The organism is Thauera sp. 28 (assembly GCF_000310145.2).
In the GTDB taxonomy this organism is placed as follows: domain Bacteria; phylum Pseudomonadota; class Gammaproteobacteria; order Burkholderiales; family Rhodocyclaceae; genus Thauera; species Thauera mechernichensis.
In genome coordinates this window covers 167,850-184,729 of record NZ_AMXA01000003.1, presented here as the reverse complement: position 1 = coordinate 184,729, position 16,880 = coordinate 167,850, and the positions used below count along the sequence as shown (strand labels likewise).

17 protein-coding genes and 1 pseudogene are annotated in these 16,880 nt (G+C 66.0%); 11 read left to right on the top strand and 7 right to left on the bottom strand.

Annotation, left to right across the window (positions count from 1 at the left end; all coding sequences use genetic code 11):
• Nucleotides 1-20: 20 nt before the first annotated feature.
• From C662_RS04190 to C662_RS04175, 4 genes are all read right to left on the bottom strand, one after another.
• Nucleotides 21-1,436 (bottom strand): efflux transporter outer membrane subunit, encoded by a 1,416-nt coding sequence (locus C662_RS04190; protein WP_002925340.1) that lies wholly within the window; start codon nucleotides 1,434-1,436, stop codon nucleotides 21-23.
• On the bottom strand, nucleotides 1,433-4,486 hold the full coding sequence (locus C662_RS04185) for an efflux RND transporter permease subunit (protein WP_002925338.1): 3,054 nt from the start codon (nucleotides 4,484-4,486) through the stop codon (nucleotides 1,433-1,435). Before C662_RS04185 ends, C662_RS04190 begins: the two co-directional genes overlap by 4 nt.
• 16 nt (nucleotides 4,487-4,502) lie before the next feature.
• Nucleotides 4,503-5,588 carry an efflux RND transporter periplasmic adaptor subunit gene (locus C662_RS04180; RefSeq protein WP_232433212.1) on the bottom strand — a complete coding sequence of 362 codons (1,086 nt, stop codon included), beginning with the start codon at nucleotides 5,586-5,588 and terminating at the stop codon, nucleotides 4,503-4,505.
• A gap of 112 nt (nucleotides 5,589-5,700) precedes the next feature.
• Nucleotides 5,701-5,940, bottom strand: a complete 240-nt coding sequence (locus C662_RS04175; protein WP_002925334.1) for an RNA recognition motif domain-containing protein — start codon at nucleotides 5,938-5,940, stop codon at nucleotides 5,701-5,703.
• 122 nt (nucleotides 5,941-6,062) lie between these two features.
• Here C662_RS04175 and C662_RS04170 point away from each other — a divergent pair, with 122 nt between their 5' ends.
• Complete coding sequence (locus C662_RS04170; RefSeq protein ID WP_002925331.1) at nucleotides 6,063-6,530, top strand: helix-turn-helix domain-containing protein; 468 nt, start codon at nucleotides 6,063-6,065, stop codon at nucleotides 6,528-6,530.
• A gap of 51 nt (nucleotides 6,531-6,581) precedes the next feature.
• Here C662_RS04170 and C662_RS04165 read toward each other — a convergent pair whose 3' ends face one another.
• Complete coding sequence (locus C662_RS04165) at nucleotides 6,582-7,352, bottom strand: SDR family NAD(P)-dependent oxidoreductase (RefSeq protein ID WP_232433211.1); 771 nt, start codon at nucleotides 7,350-7,352, stop codon at nucleotides 6,582-6,584.
• Nucleotides 7,353-7,394: 42 nt separating this feature from the next.
• A complete protein-coding gene (locus C662_RS04160) occupies nucleotides 7,395-8,198 on the bottom strand; it encodes an enoyl-CoA hydratase (protein ID WP_002925326.1) in 804 nt (267 codons plus the stop codon).
• Between the two features lie 173 nt (nucleotides 8,199-8,371).
• Here C662_RS04160 and C662_RS04155 point away from each other — a divergent pair, with 173 nt between their 5' ends.
• Complete coding sequence (locus C662_RS04155) at nucleotides 8,372-9,175, top strand: SDR family oxidoreductase (protein WP_002925323.1); 804 nt, start codon at nucleotides 8,372-8,374, stop codon at nucleotides 9,173-9,175.
• A gap of 216 nt (nucleotides 9,176-9,391) precedes the next feature.
• Entirely contained in the window at nucleotides 9,392-11,095 is a 1,704-nt protein-coding gene (locus tag C662_RS04150; protein ID WP_232433210.1) for a methyl-accepting chemotaxis protein, read from the top strand.
• Nucleotides 11,096-11,127: 32 nt separating this feature from the next.
• On the opposite strand, the gene C662_RS04145 is transcribed toward C662_RS04150, so the two are convergent.
• Nucleotides 11,128-12,120 carry a bile acid:sodium symporter family protein gene (locus tag C662_RS04145; protein ID WP_002925315.1) on the bottom strand — a complete coding sequence of 331 codons (993 nt, stop codon included), beginning with the start codon at nucleotides 12,118-12,120 and terminating at the stop codon, nucleotides 11,128-11,130.
• A gap of 160 nt (nucleotides 12,121-12,280) precedes the next feature.
• Here C662_RS04145 and C662_RS04140 point away from each other — a divergent pair, with 160 nt between their 5' ends.
• From C662_RS04140 to C662_RS04115, 8 genes and pseudogenes are all read left to right on the top strand, one after another.
• Complete coding sequence (locus tag C662_RS04140) at nucleotides 12,281-13,069, top strand: AraC family transcriptional regulator (RefSeq protein ID WP_002925313.1); 789 nt, start codon at nucleotides 12,281-12,283, stop codon at nucleotides 13,067-13,069.
• Nucleotides 13,070-13,179: 110 nt separating this feature from the next.
• Nucleotides 13,180-13,452 carry a type II toxin-antitoxin system ParD family antitoxin gene (locus C662_RS04135; RefSeq protein WP_002925310.1) on the top strand — a complete coding sequence of 91 codons (273 nt, stop codon included), beginning with the start codon at nucleotides 13,180-13,182 and terminating at the stop codon, nucleotides 13,450-13,452.
• A gap of 7 nt (nucleotides 13,453-13,459) precedes the next feature.
• Nucleotides 13,460-13,639 (top strand): type II toxin-antitoxin system RelE/ParE family toxin, encoded by a 180-nt coding sequence (locus C662_RS20420; protein ID WP_198291878.1) that lies wholly within the window; start codon nucleotides 13,460-13,462, stop codon nucleotides 13,637-13,639.
• Between the two features lie 157 nt (nucleotides 13,640-13,796).
• Nucleotides 13,797-14,135 (top strand): annotated as a pseudogene (locus tag C662_RS04130) (IS91 family transposase); the annotation flags it as partial.
• Nucleotides 14,136-14,488: 353 nt separating this feature from the next.
• Complete coding sequence (locus C662_RS20250) at nucleotides 14,489-14,998, top strand: DUF6622 family protein (protein WP_157354453.1); 510 nt, start codon at nucleotides 14,489-14,491, stop codon at nucleotides 14,996-14,998.
• 91 nt (nucleotides 14,999-15,089) lie between these two features.
• A complete protein-coding gene (locus tag C662_RS19980; protein WP_002925305.1) occupies nucleotides 15,090-15,515 on the top strand; it encodes a GNAT family N-acetyltransferase in 426 nt (141 codons plus the stop codon).
• A gap of 147 nt (nucleotides 15,516-15,662) precedes the next feature.
• The gene (locus C662_RS04120) at nucleotides 15,663-16,223 is read left to right on the top strand and encodes a hypothetical protein (RefSeq protein ID WP_002925304.1); all 561 of its coding nucleotides are present in this window, start codon (nucleotides 15,663-15,665) and stop codon (nucleotides 16,221-16,223) included.
• A gap of 92 nt (nucleotides 16,224-16,315) precedes the next feature.
• On the top strand, nucleotides 16,316-16,762 hold the full coding sequence (locus C662_RS04115) for a hypothetical protein (RefSeq protein ID WP_002925303.1): 447 nt from the start codon (nucleotides 16,316-16,318) through the stop codon (nucleotides 16,760-16,762).
• Nucleotides 16,763-16,880: the final 118 nt, after the last annotated feature.

The window sequence follows — 16,880 nt, the reverse complement described above, 5'->3', positions numbered from 1 at the left end:
AGGCGGGCGCAACGCGGGCGTCAGCCCGCCTGCGCGTCGGACAGCCCGCCCCCGAGCGCCCGGTACAGTTGTACGACCGCCTGGTGCAGGGCGCGGGTGGTCTGGGACAGGCCGAGTTCGCTGTCGAACAACTGGCGCTCGGCATCGATCACTTCGAAATAGCTCGAGATCCCCGCCAGGTAACGGGCGTTGCTCACCCGCAGGCGTTCGCGGTTGGCGAGCACCACGGCGCGGGTCGCCTCGCGCTGCCGGCTCAGGTGCTCGAACGCGGCGAGTGCATCGCTCACCTCGCGAAACGCCTGGCGCACGACGGCGGCGTACTGCTCGACCAGGATGCGCTGCTGGGCTTCGGCGGCATCGACTCCGGCCTGCAGCCGTCCGCCATCGAACAGGGGCAAGCCGATCGCGGGCTGCAGCGACCAGGCATGGCGGCCGCTGTCGAACAGTTGCGCGAGATCGGTGGTCGCGAAGCCGAGCAGCGAGGTCAGTGTGATCCGCGGCAGCAAGGCCTTGCGCGCGGCCTCCACGTTGGCCCCGGCGGCCAGCAGGGACGCCTCGGCGGCGCGGATGTCCGGGCGCCGCTGCAGCAGTTCGGCAGGCAGGCCGGCGGTGACCCGTTGCGGCGGGCCCAGGTCGTCCAGCCGGGTGTGGCGCGGGATCGGGCCCGGATTGCGCCCCAGCAGCACGGCGAGCGCGTTCTCGGCCTGGGCACTGCGTCGTGCCTGGTCGGCCAGGGCCTGCTCCGATCCGGCCAGCAGGGATTCGGCCTGGCGGACATCGAGGATGGACGAGATGCCCTCCTCGAAGCGCGCACGGGTGAGCCGAAGCGCCTTGCGCCGGCCGTCGAGCGTGCGCTCGGTGATCGCTTGCTGGGCGTCCAGGTCGAGCAGCTCGAGGTAGAGCGAGGACACCTGCGCGATCAGGCTGGTACGTACGCCGTCAGCCAGCGCGGCGCTGGCCAGAACCTCCATGCGCGCAGCCTCGGCACGTGCGGCGAGCCGCCCCCACAGGTCGATCTCCCAAGCTGGCAGCGACAGCCCCAGCGACGCACTTTCGCCGATGCGATTCTCGCGCGGGTCGAAGCCCGGCATGCGTTCGCGGCTCGCCGCCGCGCTGGCGTTGATGCCCGGGAACAGCGCGGCGCGCTCGATGCCGTGTTGCGCGCGCGCCAGTTCGATGCGTTCAATCGCGATGCGCAGATCCGTGTTGGCCGCGAGCGCGTCCGCGATCAGGGCATGCAGCTCCGGCACCGGGAGGAGTGCGTTCCAGGGCAAGGTGGCCAGGCTGGCACCGGCCGGGTCCGTGTCCGCATGCCCGGTCTGCGGCCAGGCGGCGGGCACCGGAAGCTCGGGCCGGACCACGGGCGAGGGCTGGCACGCCGCCAGCAGCAGCGCAAGAATGGGCAGCATGCGCACAGGGTGTGGCGATCGCTTCATCGACCCGCCTCCATCTCGTCGTTCCGGATGCGGAAGAAGCTCGCGTACAGCAGCGGCACCACCACCAGGGTCAGCCCGGTGGCGAAGATCAGGCCGAACATGATCGTCACCGCCATGCTGCGGAAGAAGGGATCGACCAGCAGCGGCGCCACCCCCAGCACCGTCGTCGCGGCGCCGAGGAAGACCGGCCGTGCGCGGCTTGCCGAGGCGTCCAGCACCGCGAGCAGGCGCGGCTTGCCGTCGCGGATCTCGACGTCGATCTGGTCCACCAGAACGATCGCGTTCTTGATCAGCATGCCGGTCAGGCTCAGGAAGCCCAGGATGGCCATGAACTCGAAGGGCGCCTGGAACAGCAGCAGCCCGACCGCCACCCCCACCACCGCCAGCGGCACCGTGAGCCAGATCACCGCGGTCTGGCGCAGGCCATTGAACATTACGATCACCGCCACCACCATCGCTGCAAAGCCGAAGGGCGCGGCGGCGGCCAGCCCGGCGTTGGCCTCGGCAGAGGCCTTGTGCTCGCCGTGCCATTCGAGCACGTAGCCCGGCGGCAGCGCAATGGCCTCGATCTGCGGGCGCAGGCGCTCGAACAGCGGCGCAGACAGCTGTCCGGCGGGCGGGTCGCACTGTGCCTTGATGGTGGGGAAGCGGTTCTCGCGCCGGATCAGCGCGTCTTCCCACACCGTGTCGACGCGCTCGACGAACTGGCTCACCGGCACGTACTTGCCGGCGGCGGCGCTGAACACCTGGGCGTTGCCGAGGTCTTCGACGCCGTGGCGTTCGTCTGCCGGCGCCCGCGCCATGATCGGGATCAGGCGCTCGTGTTCGCGATACACGCCGATCTGCTGGCCGACGTAGTGGCGCTCGAGCGCGGCGGCGATGTCCGACGGCAGCACGCCGGCACGCTGCGCGGCCTCGACCGAGAAGCGCGGGCGCACCACCGGCACCGCCTGGCGCCAGTCGTCCTGGATCGCCACTGCCTCGGGGTCGGCAGCCATGATCGCCTTGGCCTCCTCGGCGAGCTGGCGCAGCACTGCCGGGTCGGGGCCGCGGAAGGCAGCCTCGATCTTCTTGCCGCCGCCGCGGCCGAGCATGAACTTCCACACCTTCACGCTGGCTTCAGGGAAGGCCGCCTCAAGCTCGGGCTGCAGGCGGTCGATGAGGCCGGAGATGTCCTCGAAGCGTTCGACGTCGACCAGCAACTGACCATACGCCGGGTTGGGATCTTCCGGGCTGTAGGTGAGCATGAAGCGCAGGCCGCCCTGGCCGATGAAGCTGGAGATGTGGGTGACGCCGGGGGCGGCGCGCACCTTCTGCTCGGCGCGGGCGACGACTGCCGCCGTGGTGTGGATGTCGGTGCCCTGGGGAAGGGCGAGGTCGACCACGAACTGCGGCCGCGCCGAATCGGGCATGAAGCCCGGCAGCACATGGCCGAACGCGACCACGCCTGCGGCCAGCAGGCCGGCCAGCACCAGGCCGCTGCTGAGACGGTGCGACAGCACACCCTGCAACAGGCCGCGGTAGGCGCGCAGCAGGCGGCCTTCGTGCACCTCCGCGTCCGCCTTCACCTTGAGGAAGGCGGCGCACAGCAGCGGTGTCAGGGTGATCGCGAACAGCCACGACAGCAGCATCGAATACAGGATCACCCAGAACAGGGAGGCGGTGTACTCCCCCATGTCCGAGGGCGACAGCCCGATCGCGCTGAAGGCCAGGATGCCGACCACGGTGCCGCCGAGCAGCGGCCACACCGTGGCGCGCACCACCGCGCCCGCCGCCGCCGTGACCCGCTCGCCTTTCTGCAGCCGCACCAGGATGCCGTCGGTGACGACGATGGCGTTATCCACCAGCATGCCCAGCGCGATGATGAGCGCACCGAGCGAGACGCGCTGCATGGCGATGCCGTCCATCAGCATCGCAATCAGGGTGCCGGCGACCGTCAGCACCAGCACCGCGCCGATGATCAGGCCGCTGCGCAGCCCCATGAACAACAGCAACACCACCACCACGATCGCCACCGCGGCGACCAGGTTGTCGACGAAGCCCGACACCGCGGCGCGCACGGAGTCCGACTGGAAGGAAACCACGTTCAGCTCCATCCCGACCGGGCGCTGCCCCTCCAGCTCCGCCAGCCGGCGCTTGACCGCGTCGCCCATCTCGACCACGTTGCCGCCCTGCACGTTGGAGATGCCCAACCCGATCGCCGGGCGACCGTCGTGGCGCATCAGCGCTGCCGGGGGATCGACGTACTCGCGGCGGATCTCGGCCACGTCGCGCAGGCGCAGCAGGCCACTGCTGGTGTCGCCTGCGACCACGAGCTCGCCGAGCGCGTCGACCGACAGCACGCCGTCCGCAGGCTGGATCTGCAGGCGCAGCGGGCCAGCGGTGACCGCGCCGGCCGGGGTGATCAGGTTCTGCGCACGCAGCGAGGCATAGATGCGGTCGAGCGGCACGCCAAGCTGCGCCGCACGCGCGCTCGACACCTCGACGTAGATCGCCTCCTTGCGCTCGCCGAGCAGGGCCACCCGTGCCACGCCAGGCACCAGCACCAGCTCGCGGCGCAGCAGATCGACGTAGTCCCACAGCTGGCGCGGGCTGTAGCCGTCGCCGGTGACCGCGTAGAAGAGCGCGAACACATCGCCGAAGTCGCTCTTGACCACCGGCTCTGCCGCACCCGGCGGCAGTGCGCGCGCGGCCTCGGCAATCTTGCTGCGCAGCTTGTCCCAAACCTGGTCGAGTTCGGCCTGGCTGCGGGAGAAGGCAAGCTTGGCCTCCACCTTGACCATGGACTCGCCTGCGCGCGACACCGAGGTGACTTCCTCCACCTCCTGCATCTGCTGCACGGCGCCCTCGATCAGGTCGGTGATTTCCTCGGCCACCTGCGCCGGCGAGGCCCCCGGATAGGCGGTGACGACCACCGCCTGGCGGATGATGAACTCCGGGTCCTCGAAGCGTCCGAGGCGTTCGTAGGACAACCAGCCGCCCACCAGCACGAGCACGGTGGCGACCCAGGCGACGACCGCTTTGCGGATCGTGTATTCGGCGATGTTCATGGCCTGGTCCCCGCGTTCAGCGCGACTCGAGCGGGCGCACGAGCATGCCTTCGCGCACCGCGCCGACGCCGGCGCCGACGATGCGCTGGCCCGGCACCAGCCCGGACTCGACGACGATCTCCGCGCCCACGACAGCGCCGGTGCGGATCGGCGCGCGCGCAACGCGACCGTCTTCATCCACGACCCACACACCCGGCTGGCCCTGGGCGTCGGCAGCGACCGCGGCAAGCGGGATGGTGAGCGCCGCGCCGGCCGCGGGCGAGGCGTCTTGCCCGCGCGGGGTTGCGGCCAGCGGCTCCACGTTCACCGCCATGCCGGGCAGCAGGTTCAGGCCTGCCGGCATGGTCTGCAGCGCAAGCACGACGACGTAGGTCTGGGTCTGCGGGTCGGCCTCGGCAGCAAACGATCTGAGCGCCAGCGCCAAAGGCTGCCCGGGCTCGCCGTCGAGAAAGGCGACGGCTTCCTGATGCGGCTGCAGGCGCCGCACCAGCCGTTCGGGCACGTTCACCACCACCTCGAGCGCACGCAGGTCCTGCAGGTCCGCGATCGGCTGCTTGGCCTGGACGTTGGTGAAGGGTTCGATGCGGCGGCGCGTGATGACGCCGGCGAAGGGCGCCTTGATGACCGTGTTGGCCAGATCCTGCTCGGCTGCGGCGAGGTTGGTGCGTGCGAGCTCGAGGCGGGCGCTGCGATCATCGACCTCGGCACGGGCGACCGCCATTTCGGTGTCCCACAGGCGCTGGTAGCGCGCGAGATCGTTCCTTGCGCGCTCGAACTCGGCCCGGGCGGACGCCAGCCTCGCCCGGTACACGCTGTCGTCGAGGCGCGCGACCACCTCGCCGGCCTTCACCTCGCGGCCTTCCTCGAGACTGAAGCGGTCGACGAAGCCCGGCACGTCGAAGGAAAGCTCCGCGCGTTTGGCAGCGCGGATGCGCCCAGGCAAGCGCAGCGCATCGTGCGTGTCCTGGGCGCCGACGGTGACGATCAGTGCCGGCCTGACGGCGGGCGGAGCGCTGTCGGGGACGGGCGCTTCGGTGCATGCCGACAGCGCGAGCAGCAGTGCGGCGCCGGTCGCAGCGGCGAGGTGTTTCTGATTAGGCATGATCGAGACGGAATCGAGGTTTGGCATCCGGAGTGCCTAGCTTAAGCGCATATCGTGACGGAGGGACAAGCGCGACAGACGAACTTTCGATCGCCGTTGTCGGCTCAGGGTGTCAGTCATGGAGCATCACGCGTGCGTGTACAAAGCTGCCGTGAAAATAGATGCCGTCGATGCGGCGGGCGACTTCGGTGGCAACGTCGGGCGTGATGTCCATGTCGATGATGAACCATGGTCGCTCGGGATCACCTTCGCGCACGACGAGGATGTCGAGGACCGGCCCGAAATGCCGCATGCGCTCGCGGAGCGTGTCCAGGTCGGTGTCTGGGCCGAGGCCCGAAATGAGTAGTTTCATGGCGAGAGATCTGTCAGCGCAGGGTCCGCATCCGGACGCCAGCGTTGCAGAGTAACGGCTCGATCCACATCATGACAGCGCTGCTGGCCCATTTTGGGCCAGCCTGACAGGAGTACGAAGAGATGGACGACCTTGATCGCCGTATCGACAAGGCCTTCACCATGGTTGCCTTTGCGGCCAACCGCCATCTGGTGGATCACATGCGCCGGATGACCACGACCCTCGACATGGATCTCGAGAGCGCGATGCTGTGGGGGACGCTGGCTCACCTCAACGTGGCACAAGCCATCCGGCCGGGGGCGCCGCCTACCGAACTGCTGGCGCCGGATGGCTTTCTTCTGGGCGCACATCGCCCGGTGCGCCTGACCGACCTCGTCCAGGTGACGGGGCTGCCCAAGGAAACCGTGCGGCGCAAGCTCGAGAAGCTGCGCCAACGGGGCAAGGTCCGGCGAACCGAGGACGGGCTCTGGGACGCACTGCGTGAGGGCATCGATGACCGCACCCACGCGTTCACCCGCGAGTCGGTCAAGCGCCTGCTCAGCACTGCCCGCATCATCGAGGGCATCCTCCAGAATTCGCGGCCAGACTAGCGGTGCCTGGCGCGAAACTCGGCGGCTGCCCCGCTGGGCTGCCGACCCGCCTCAGGCGGTGATGCCGCCGCCGTTCAGCGGCACGATCTGGCCGGTGACCCACTCGGCCTCGCGCGAAGCGAGGTAAGCCACGCCGGCGCCGACATCGGCAGGCGAGCCGGCGCGCGGGATGATGCAGTTCTTGCGTGCCAGCTCCTCCGAGCCTTCCCAGTTGTTCATCGTGCCCAGCGACAGGGCATTCACATTCACGCCCTTGCGTCCGACCTCGGCAGCGAGCTGGCGCACGAAGCCGACCACGCCGGCCTTGGATGCGGCGTAGGCGGCGATGCCCATCGGTACCGCGGCACGCCAGGACTCGGAGGTGATGGCGACGATGCGGCCCCACTTCTTCTCGATCATGCCGGGCAGCACGGCGTGGCAGCCGTTCATCAGGCCGTACATGTTGAGCTTGACGAAGCGTTCCCAATCCTCCGGTTTCGACTCGAGGAACTTGCCGTAGCCCATGCCGGTGGTCGGTACGCCGGCATTGGAGACGTAGACGTCCACGATGCCGGCCTGCTCGCGCACGGCGGCGACCATCTTCTGCACGGCGTTGTAATCGGTGACGTCGGCGGGCGCGGCCAGGGCCTTGAGCCCGGCGGCGCGCAGCTCGGCGGCTGCGGCCTCGGCGCGCTCGGGGAAGAAGTCATTGATCGCCACGGTGGCGCCCTGGCGTGCCAGGGTCTCGGCCACGCCGCGGCCCATGCCGCGGCCGGCGCCGGTGACGATGGCAACGCAGCCATCGAGTCTGAAAAGGGCCGGGGTCATCGGTGAGTCGGACATCGTGCTTCCTCTGGTTCGGGTGGAATGTGTGGAGACAGGCTTTCAGCGGCCTTCGAAGCGCGGTGGCCGCTTGTCGATGAAGGCCTGCATGCCTTCCTTCTGGTCGCGCGAGGCAAACAGCAGCGCGTTGGCGCGGCGTTCCATCGCCAGCGCGGTCTCGAGCGGGGCATCCATGCCGAGCAGGATGCACTCCTTGATCTGCTCGGCGGCGAGTGGCGGCATGGCGGCGATGACGCTCGCCAGTTCGATCGCGGTCGGGATCACCTGGTCGTCGGCCACAAGGTCGCTCACCAGGCCGGCGGTCCACGCCTCGTGCGCGCTGATCGGCTTGCCGGTGAGCGCCATGCGCATCGCCTTGGCCTTGCCGACTGCGCGCACCAGGCGCTGGGTGCCGCCGATGCCGGGCATGATGCCGATGCGGATCTCGGGCTGGCAGAAGCGCGCGCCCTCGCCGGCGACGATGATGTCGGCCAGCATCGCCAGCTCGCAGCCGCCGCCGTAGGCGTAGCCGCACACTGCGGCGATCACCGGCTTGGGGCAATGCTGGATGGGGCCCCACACGCGTTCGGTGTGGCGTTGGGTGATCTCGATCGGGCCGGCGCCGGCCATGCTGGTGATGTCGCCACCGGCTGCGAACACCTTGTCGCCGCCGGTGAGCACGATGCAGCGCACGGTGTCGTCGGTCGCCAGCTCGGTGAAGCGCTGCGACAGCAGGGCCTGAAGTTCGAGCGACAGGGCGTTGGTCGCCTGCGGCCGGTTCAGGCGCAGCACGGCAACGCCGCCGTCGAGGCGTTCGAGCAGCAGGGGCGAGGCCGGGTCGGACGGCGGTGTCGGGTCTGTGGTCATGGAGCCTCCAGGGGACGCTCCCGGTGCGACGGCCCGTGCGGGTGCGGCGACCGGGGAAGGGGATGGGATGCATGTTCCGCCCTCGGCGCAAGCGGCTCATCGTCCGTTCAGACGACGAATGCCACGGGGGCCGCACCTAGACTCGCAGGCATCCAACCATTGCGGAGAAACGCATGAACACACAGGCTTCCACCGGCGCCGCAGCGCTCGGCTACCACGGCAAGGTCGTGCTCGTGACCGGCGGCACCAAGGGCATCGGCGCGGGCATTGCGCGCGGGTTTCTCGCCGCCGGGGCGGCGGTGGTCGTGTGTGGTCGCAACGCGCCCGAGGCCCTGCCCGAGGCGGGCGGCGCCCGCGCCGACTTCATCCCCGCCGACGTGCGCGACATCGAGTCGCTGCAGGCGCTGTTCGCCACCATTCGCGAGCGCTTCGGCCGCCTCGACGTGGTGGTCAACAACGCCGGCGGCGCGCCCTTCGCGCTTGCCGACAAGGCCTCGCCGCGCTTTCACGAAGGCATCATCCGCCTCAACCTGATCGCCCCGCTCAACGTCGCCCAGCAAGCCAATGCGCTGATGCAGGAGCAGGCCGAAGGCGGCGTCATCATCTTCATCGGCAGCGTCGCCGCCTCGCGCCCTTCGCCGGGCACCGCTGCGTATGGCGCGGCCAAGGCCGGCGTGCTGTCGCTGGCATCGTCACTGGCGGTGGAGTGGGCGCCCAAGGTGCGCGTGCTCGCGGTCAGCCCGGGGCTGGTGCAGACCGAGCAGTCGCACCTGCACTACGGCGACGACGCAGGCATCGCCGCGGTGGGCGCCACCATCCCTGCCGGCCGCATGGCCACGCCGGACGACATCGCCAACGCCTGCCTGTACGCCGGCTCGCCGATGGCGGCCTACTTCGCCGGCACCAACCTGCTGCTGCACGGTGGCGGCGAGCGGCCGGCCTTCCTGGCGGCGGCAAATACGGCGGAGCAGCGCTAGCAGAGGGCCGCTGCGCCAGCGGTGGGCGTGGCGTGCGGGGTGGCGAGCCGTCGGGCCAGGGCGGGCACGACGATCTTCTTCACCCGCAGGCATGAATCCGTCTAAATTCATCGAGACGATCTGCCGTTATTGTCCGCAACAGCGCTTTCTGCCCGAGCCGTGTGACGACTTCGTTTCCCGGGCCTTGTCACGGCCGCGCCTCGCTGCCGGCGTATGTTGAACGTCGAGGGCGTTCAGAGTTGCTTAGCTCACAGCAAGGAAGAACCGGAAATGAAGAACATCACGATCAAGGCGCGGCTGTTCCTGCTGACGCTCTGTTGCCTACTGCTTCTGATTCTCGTCGGCGGCTTCTCCTTCTTTCAGGCCAGCAGGCTCAACGACCGCCTGGAGGTTGTCGTCGGCGATAGCGAGAAGCTGATGCGTGCCGTGGATACCGCCCGGAGCGCTCAGGTCAGTTTCAAGACCCAGGTCCAGGAGTGGAAGAATGTGCTGCTCCGGGGCAAGGATCCGGCCAGCTACGAACGCCACCTCCAGGGCTTCAACCAGCAGGACAAGGCCGTATCCGACGCTTTGGAGCGCCTGGAGGCGCTGAGTCGAGAGATGGGGATCGCCGATCGTCTGGAGGTCGCTCGGGTCAGGACGATCTTCGCTGAACTGGCTCCGGCTTATCTGAATGCGCTCAGATCCTACGATCGTGACGACCTCGACCCGGCAACGAAGGTCGACGCGCTGGTCAGGGGGGTCGATCGTGCGCCCACTGCGCAGATTGATGGTCTGGTGGAGCGGATCGTGGCGATTGCCAGCGAGCGGGCAACGGCGGAGGCGCAGGCCGCGCGCGACATTTACGCTGCCGTAAAGACCGGACTGGCGGTTTTCATCGCAGCTGCGGTTGCGATACTCGCAGCCCTCGCCTGGATGATCATCCGCTCCATTACCCGGCCGGTCATGCAACTCGAACACACGATGGCGGAAGTCGCCCGCACGAATGATCTGACGCTGCGCGCCAGGATCTCGAACCAGGACGAGATCGGCAAGATGGCCAATGCGCTTGACGCGATGTTGGCCAAGATGCATTCGCTGGTTGGGCAGGTCGCCGTGTCGGTCCAGTCCGTCAATGGTACGGCGGGCGATGTGGCGAAAACGGCCGATACCCTGCAGGACACCGCCGAGGAGCAGTCCCAGGCGGTATCAAGCAATGCTGCGTCGGTCGAGGAACTCACCGTGTCCATCGCCACGGTTGCGGAGTCGGCCGACGTCGTGCACCGGCAATCCCTGGAGAGCGTATCCAACAGCACCGAAGGTCATCGAAAGGTTGCCCAGCTCGTTGCCGAAATTCGCCGGATCGGCAACACGGTCGACGGCATCGCGCATGCGGTCGAGGAATTCGTCAGCAGTACGAGTGCGATCACCCACATGACGGGCGAGGTGAGGGATATCGCCGACCAGACCAACCTGCTGGCGCTCAACGCGGCTATCGAGGCAGCGCGGGCAGGTGAGCAGGGACGCGGCTTTGCCGTGGTGGCGGATGAAGTCCGCAAGCTCGCAGAGAAGTCTGCCAGCTCGGCAGCCGAGATCGACGGCGTTGCGCGCGGCATCATGGAACGGACGGCACAGGTACGCACTGCGCTGGAGGCGGGCCTGAGGTCGGTCGAGGTGAGCTCTGGCCTTGCCGGCGACGTGGAGACCACGCTCGAACAGGCACGAACATCGGTCGAACACGCAGGAAGGGGCGTCGACGAGATTGCCCTCTCGGTCAGGGAGCAGAAGATCGCCAGCACCGAGATCGCTCAGAACATGGAGAGAATCTCGCGGTCCTCGGGGGAAACCAGCGGCGCCGCACGCCGAATGAGTGAATCGGCGGCAAGCCTGCGCGAGGCGACGCATCGCCTGGCCGGTGCGATCTCGGACTTCCGGACCTAGATCGCAGCACGGCGCATATGCGTCGGTCGGGCTCATTGACGCGGAGCTGACGCTTCGGTCAGGGACGCCCGATCGGCGTAGCGCCTCGCCATCACGGCGCACACCATCAACTGGATCTGGTGGAACACCATCAAGGGCAGGATGGCGAGGCCTGCCGCCCCGCCGCTGAAGATGATCTGTGCCATCGGCACCCCGGTGGCCATGCTCTTCTTCGAGCCGCAGAACACGATCGTGATCTCGTCCTCGACACTGAAGCCGAGCGTGCGCGCGAGCCAGGTGGTGGCGACCAGCACCAGCGCAAGCAGCACCACGCAGCACACCACCAACTGCGCCAGTGCCCAGGCCGGCACCACGCGCCAGATCCCGTCGAGCACCGCCGCGCCGAAGGCCGTGTACACCACGAGCAGGATCGAGCCCTGGTCCACAAGGCGCAGCCAGCGCTGTTGCTGCATCACCCAGCTGCCGATCCATGGCCGCAGGGCATGACCGGCCGCGAAGGGCAGCAGCAACTGCAGGCCGATCTTCAGTACGGCTTCCCCCAGCGGCACGCCCGCCCCGGTGCTGCCCAGCACCAGGCCCGCCAGCAGCGGCGTCAGCACGATGCCCACCAGGCTCGAGGCCGACGCCGCGCAGACGGCCGCCGGAATGTTGCCGCGTGCGATCGAGGTGAAGGCGATGGCCGACTGCACCGTGCCCGGCAGCAGGCACAGATAGAGCATGCCAAGCCAGAGCGCGTCGCCCAGCAGCGGCCGCAGCACGGGCCCGAGTGCCAGGCCGAGCAAGGGAAACATCGCGAAGGTGCACACGAACACCAGCAGGTGCAGGCGCCAGTGCATCGCCCCGTCGATGATGGCGCGGCGCGAAAGCCGTGCGCCGTGCAGGAAGAACAGCAACGCGATCCCCGCATGGGTCAGCCAGTCGAAGAACACGGCGAATGCGCCCTGCGCCGGCACAACGGTGGCCAGCACCACGACGGCAGTGAGCAGGATCGTGAAGCGGTCGAAAAGCAGATGCAGAAGGTTCATGGCGGTGCGGGAAGCTGCGTAAGAAAAGCGGTAGAAAACGGGCTGGAAACAGGCCTGTGGAGGGGGGCTCGGCATGACGGCGGCGCGCTTGTGAGGGAGCCTAACCAAGGGCGATACTTCCAGCTAACGCCAGTCGGCTCTTCAATATCGCTGACCAGACATGCCGCTGTCTCCATCAGAAGAACTTGCCGGGCTCGTCGTCCTGCCGCGATCGGTCTTCGGCCACGCCGAGTCGGTGGCCAATCGCGCGCTCGGCTATCGCCACGTCCATCCCTGGGTCCAGTTCGCGTATGCGGTGGCGGGCGTGCTCGACGTGCGCACCGACAGCGGGCGATTCATCGCGCCCCCGCAGCGCGCGGTGTGGATCCCCGCGGGTGTGGCGCATCAGGTGCGTTGCTCGGCCGACACCGAGATCCGCAGCCTGTACATCGAGCCCGCCGCCTTGCCCGCTGCGCAGGGCGGCTGCCGCGTGCTTGCCGTGAGCCCGCTGCTGCGCGAGCTGATCCGCAGCTTCGGCGACTTGCCCGCGGAGTATGACGAGCGCGGCCCGGGCGGCCGGCTCGCAGCCGTCCTGCTCGACCAGGTGGCCGCAGCGCCCACGCTGGGCCTGATGCTGCCGCTGCCGCGGGAACCCCGCCTGCGCCAGCTCTGCGAAGCGCTCGAGGCCGAACCCGACTCACGCGAAGGCCTGGCCACCTGGGCGGAACGCCTGGGGTGTTCCGAACGCACACTGGCGCGGCTCTTCCGCGAGCACACCGGCTTGAACTTCCGCCTCTGGCGCCAACGCCTGCGCCTGATCAGCGCCTTACCCCTGCTGGAAGCCGGCGAGCGCGTCACCGATGTCGCCATCGCCTGCGGCTACGACTCGGTGTCGGCCTTCATCGCCAGCTTCAGGGAGCATTTCGGGGCGACGCCGGGGGAGTTTGCGGGGGAGCGGGGGGATTGGTGAGTGGGGGAAAGGGAGCTGCTCTTCGAGGCTGCAGGAATGCGCTGCCAGGCGCACGGGCAGTCGGTTTAGTGGCAAACTATGCCATTGCTTGGCATCGCCTGGAGTGCGCCATGTCCCTCAACGTCTCCTTACCACCGGAGCTGGAAAAGCGGGTGCGCCAGCACGTGGAGTCTGGCCTCTATAGCTCTGCGAGCGAAGTCATCCGCGAAGCACTGCGATTGTTCGAGGCCTACCAGGGCGTGCAGGCGGCGAACCTGGCCAGTCTGAAAGCCGACATCGCCCAAGGTGTCGCCGACATCGCGTCGGGCCGGGCGCGCGAGCTCGACATCAACGAAATCAAGCAACGCGGCCGGGCAGCACTGGCAGCTCGGCGACCGGCGTAGCGACGGCGTGAGCAAGGTTCTGTATTCCGCCAGTGCGGAAAACGATTTGCTTGAGGCTTGGCTGTTCATCGCCGAGGCCAATGTCGAGGCTGCCGACCGCTTAATTGATCAGATTGTGTCGTTGAGGACAATGGGATCACCATCGCTCGCGTCCTGCACCACGCCCGGGATGTCCTCGCGATCTTGAACTGGCCAGGGCACTGAGGACACGCGGTCGGCGCCATGCGTTGCAAGGCACCGACGTAGCGTAGGCCTTATCTACCAGGCAGCGCTCAAACCCAGAGACATCGGGGTCAACCGCACCCGTCTGCAGAATGCCCACGCAGCGAGCGACCTCGCCTGTTCAATCCCGCGATCGAGTGCGCGACAACGAGACCGGCGGCAGACGCACGGTCAGCCCGCCGATCGCCACCTTCATCGGACGCTTCCTGCGCCACTACGGGCTGCTCGCCTGCGGCCACAAGCGGGCCCGGCTCGCCGCCGCCCGTGCGGCGCTTCAGACGCTGGCACCACAAGCGGTGGTGATCGAAGCAGCCGAGGACTTCCTCGACCACGTCAGTGGCGAAGACCCGCGATGCTGCCCGCGCTGTAGGGTCGGGCGTTGGCACACGGTCGAGATCGTCATCGCTCGCCGGTGCGATCCGCCCGCGCCGGCGCCGCGCTGTCGGGATGGGCCACCATGAACACTCACGCGCCCCCGTCTCAATCCTCGCTGATGCGGCGTTCGCACAGGCAGGCCGTGGCACGTTCCCGGACTGGCGAACGCGACCGACACCACACGCCCGACGCACGGTCGGCACACGATTGCGGCCGATTACGGCGATGGCCGCGAGCGCTGAGCCGGGAGCGGCGACCCGCTGATGCCAGGGGTCTGTCGCGCTCTATCCAATGTGGATGAGCCGCGCGTAGAATCCCCAGTATCACCGCCAGAGCGGCGGTTCAGTTCAACAAGGCTTATCCCTCGCGGCAGGCGCCCGCGCACTGAACGGCGCTTGCGGCGCGAGGGATAAACCCTATTCGTTTGTCAGGCTACACCGTGAATCAGCCTTCACTTCACACCGTTCTGACTCATACGCCATCGTGGGTCTTTGTCGTGTTCATCATCCTTCTTGTTCTTGGTTATCAGCAGAGCCGTAACCGAACAGTGGGGCGCGGAAGGCTCTTACTGCTTCCCGTGGCAATGCTCGGTTTGTCCTTCTATGGCGTTGCTTCGTCCTTCGGTTTGGAGTTGCTTTCCTGTCTTGCCTGGGCTTTAGGCGTTGGAGCCGTCGCGTCCCTTTTCTCGCAAAGGTTAAAGGCTTCGGTTCAACCAGGGCCAGCGGGTACTTTTCTTGTGCAGGGTAGCTGGTGGCCCCTTGCCCTCATGATGGCCATTTTCTTTATCAAGTACGTTACGGGCTATGCCTTGGCGCGTAACCTCGCCATCGCTTTTCAGCCTTGGTTTATTGGTGCGGTCAGCCTCTCGCTTGGCATCCTTAGTGGAGCATTTTTTGCCCGCGCTGGTGCTGCTTTGCACGCTCGTTCAGAGGGCGGTAGCCATGCCTAACATTGCGGTCAAAGCTGCTCCCTCCGGTCGCTGGACGCTGCGCGATAAAGCGCCGCGCAGCGCCCTTTACCTACAACGTTAGGCCCCACTCATGCGCATCATCATTCGCGAATTCGAAGAGTCTGATCGAGAAGCGCTCCGCCATTTGTATCTGGAATCCCGAAAAAAGGCATTCACATGGAGCCCGATCGATCACCATCAACTTGCAGACTTCGATGCGCACACCGAAGGTGAGCGAATTTTGGTTGCTGTAGTAGAGGGTGAAGTCCTTGGCTTTGCATCGATATGGGAACCAGAGAGTTTTTTGCACAACCTGTTTGTTCATCCATCTGCAACGCGACAGGGCATAGGTCAAGCGCTGCTTGGGAGCTGTGCAAAGTACTTCAATAAGCCTTCAACGCTTAAGTGTTTGGTAGCAAACTTCAACGCATTGCAGTTCTATAAAACTCAAGGTTGGACGATTCTGCGAGAGGAAACAGGCACTGATGGTCCATACTTCCTTATGGAGAAGGCATGAGGTTTGTAGGCGGCACCGCCATCATCCTGCCTCCGCTCTCCAGCCTAACTGGTCGTTCAACAGACTTCTATGCGCTCACTGGATTCACAACAGCTGTGCTTTTGCTCGCCTGTTAGCTTAGTCGCTGGAGAGCCTTGGAGAGTCCTATTGGAAGCCATACTCGAGATTCTAGACAACGGATCTGTTAGCGCGTTTCTAGGAGCGTTCTTTGCGTTCTTGCTTGTTGTTGCGACAGATCGACGCAGGGCGAAGAGAAAGGTGAGAGCGATCGCAGCCGAGATCGAGCTCAACATTGCACTTTCTTCGGTAAAGATTGACGCGTTGCGCGGCATGCGAGCCGATCTCAAGGGCCGCAGTGCCGTACACGGGTTGCCGTTACTTCGGTTCAATACGGCTCAAATACGGCAGCTGACTTCCGATGTCGTTGATGAGCTAACCTCTGAGCAGCGGCAATGTATTGAAGCTCTGTGCTACATGATGGAGGAAACAGATAACCTCATATCATCAGCGCAGTCGCTCGCGGGGTTGCTAACTTCCGCGCAGCCGCAGGAATTTATCGAGCTGAGCGTTCCTCGTCTGGAGACCCTCTACCAAGCGTCCATCGCGAACCTTAAGCGGTTCAACGATATGGGTGCTTTGTATGTAGGTAAAAAATACCGTGAACTTATTTCTAGGAAATACTCGTGGGAAGCTTGCGTTGATGTGTAGGCTCTCTATCCACTCGCTTCCGGCGCGACGGCACTGACGAGCCGCGGAATGAGCTCAAACGTTAGCCAGTAATCCAGACTTGCAGGAGCAGTATGTTTACCGGAGAGGCACGAAGAGCACTGCTCGAATTTCTCAGGAATCTGACGCCTCAGATTCTGTTTCTGACGCTTGCATTAATGTTAGGGATGAAGCTCGATCTCACAAGAGTCGACTTGAGTGGTCAAGGAGTAGCGAACGCGGCGCCGTTTGTTATGTGCTTGATTGTCTTCTTTGGCGCAACCGTCGCCAATGTCAGTCTCTTCATCGATACAGCAATTACCTCTAATGCAGCGCTGGACGAGCAAGTTGCAGCCATAAAGAAACAAGACTTAAAAGCATGGAAGCGAACATCGAGACTGATTTGCGCCGCGTGGAAACACAACAAACCCGTGTTCTTTCAGCTCTTTCTTGTTCTGGCAATCGCCGAGACCGCCATGGTCGCTGTATTCATCGCCGCAATACAGGGGGCTGTTATGAGTCCTTTTAATCATAATGGCTAACCACTGCTTGCAACGGACGGAAGACTGGGCATTTCGTCGTCCGCTGAAGCGTAAGGTTTTCTCCTCAGCCTATGAACATCGAAGCACTTTCATCCCTTGACGAAGTTCTTCCAGTGCT

Bases quoted from the DNA above. Each gene is read 5' to 3' on its own strand.
- C662_RS04190 (WP_002925340.1), bottom strand. From the start codon at position 1,436: ATGAAGCGATCGCCACACCCTGTGCGCATGCTGCCCATTCTTGCGCTG.
- C662_RS04185 (WP_002925338.1), bottom strand. From the start codon at position 4,486: ATGAACATCGCCGAATACACGATCCGCAAAGCGGTCGTCGCCTGGGTC.
- C662_RS04180 (WP_232433212.1), bottom strand. From the start codon at position 5,588: ATGCCTAATCAGAAACACCTCGCCGCTGCGACCGGCGCCGCACTGCTG.
- C662_RS04175 (WP_002925334.1), bottom strand. From the start codon at position 5,940: ATGAAACTACTCATTTCGGGCCTCGGCCCAGACACCGACCTGGACACG.
- C662_RS04170 (WP_002925331.1), top strand. From the start codon at position 6,063: ATGGACGACCTTGATCGCCGTATCGACAAGGCCTTCACCATGGTTGCC.
- C662_RS04165 (WP_232433211.1), bottom strand. From the start codon at position 7,352: ATGTCCGACTCACCGATGACCCCGGCCCTTTTCAGACTCGATGGCTGC.
- C662_RS04160 (WP_002925326.1), bottom strand. From the start codon at position 8,198: ATGACCACAGACCCGACACCGCCGTCCGACCCGGCCTCGCCCCTGCTG.
- C662_RS04155 (WP_002925323.1), top strand. From the start codon at position 8,372: ATGAACACACAGGCTTCCACCGGCGCCGCAGCGCTCGGCTACCACGGC.
- C662_RS04145 (WP_002925315.1), bottom strand. From the start codon at position 12,120: ATGAACCTTCTGCATCTGCTTTTCGACCGCTTCACGATCCTGCTCACT.
- C662_RS04140 (WP_002925313.1), top strand. From the start codon at position 12,281: ATGCCGCTGTCTCCATCAGAAGAACTTGCCGGGCTCGTCGTCCTGCCG.
- C662_RS04135 (WP_002925310.1), top strand. From the start codon at position 13,180: ATGTCCCTCAACGTCTCCTTACCACCGGAGCTGGAAAAGCGGGTGCGC.
- C662_RS19980 (WP_002925305.1), top strand. From the start codon at position 15,090: ATGCGCATCATCATTCGCGAATTCGAAGAGTCTGATCGAGAAGCGCTC.
- C662_RS04115 (WP_002925303.1), top strand. From the start codon at position 16,316: ATGTTTACCGGAGAGGCACGAAGAGCACTGCTCGAATTTCTCAGGAAT.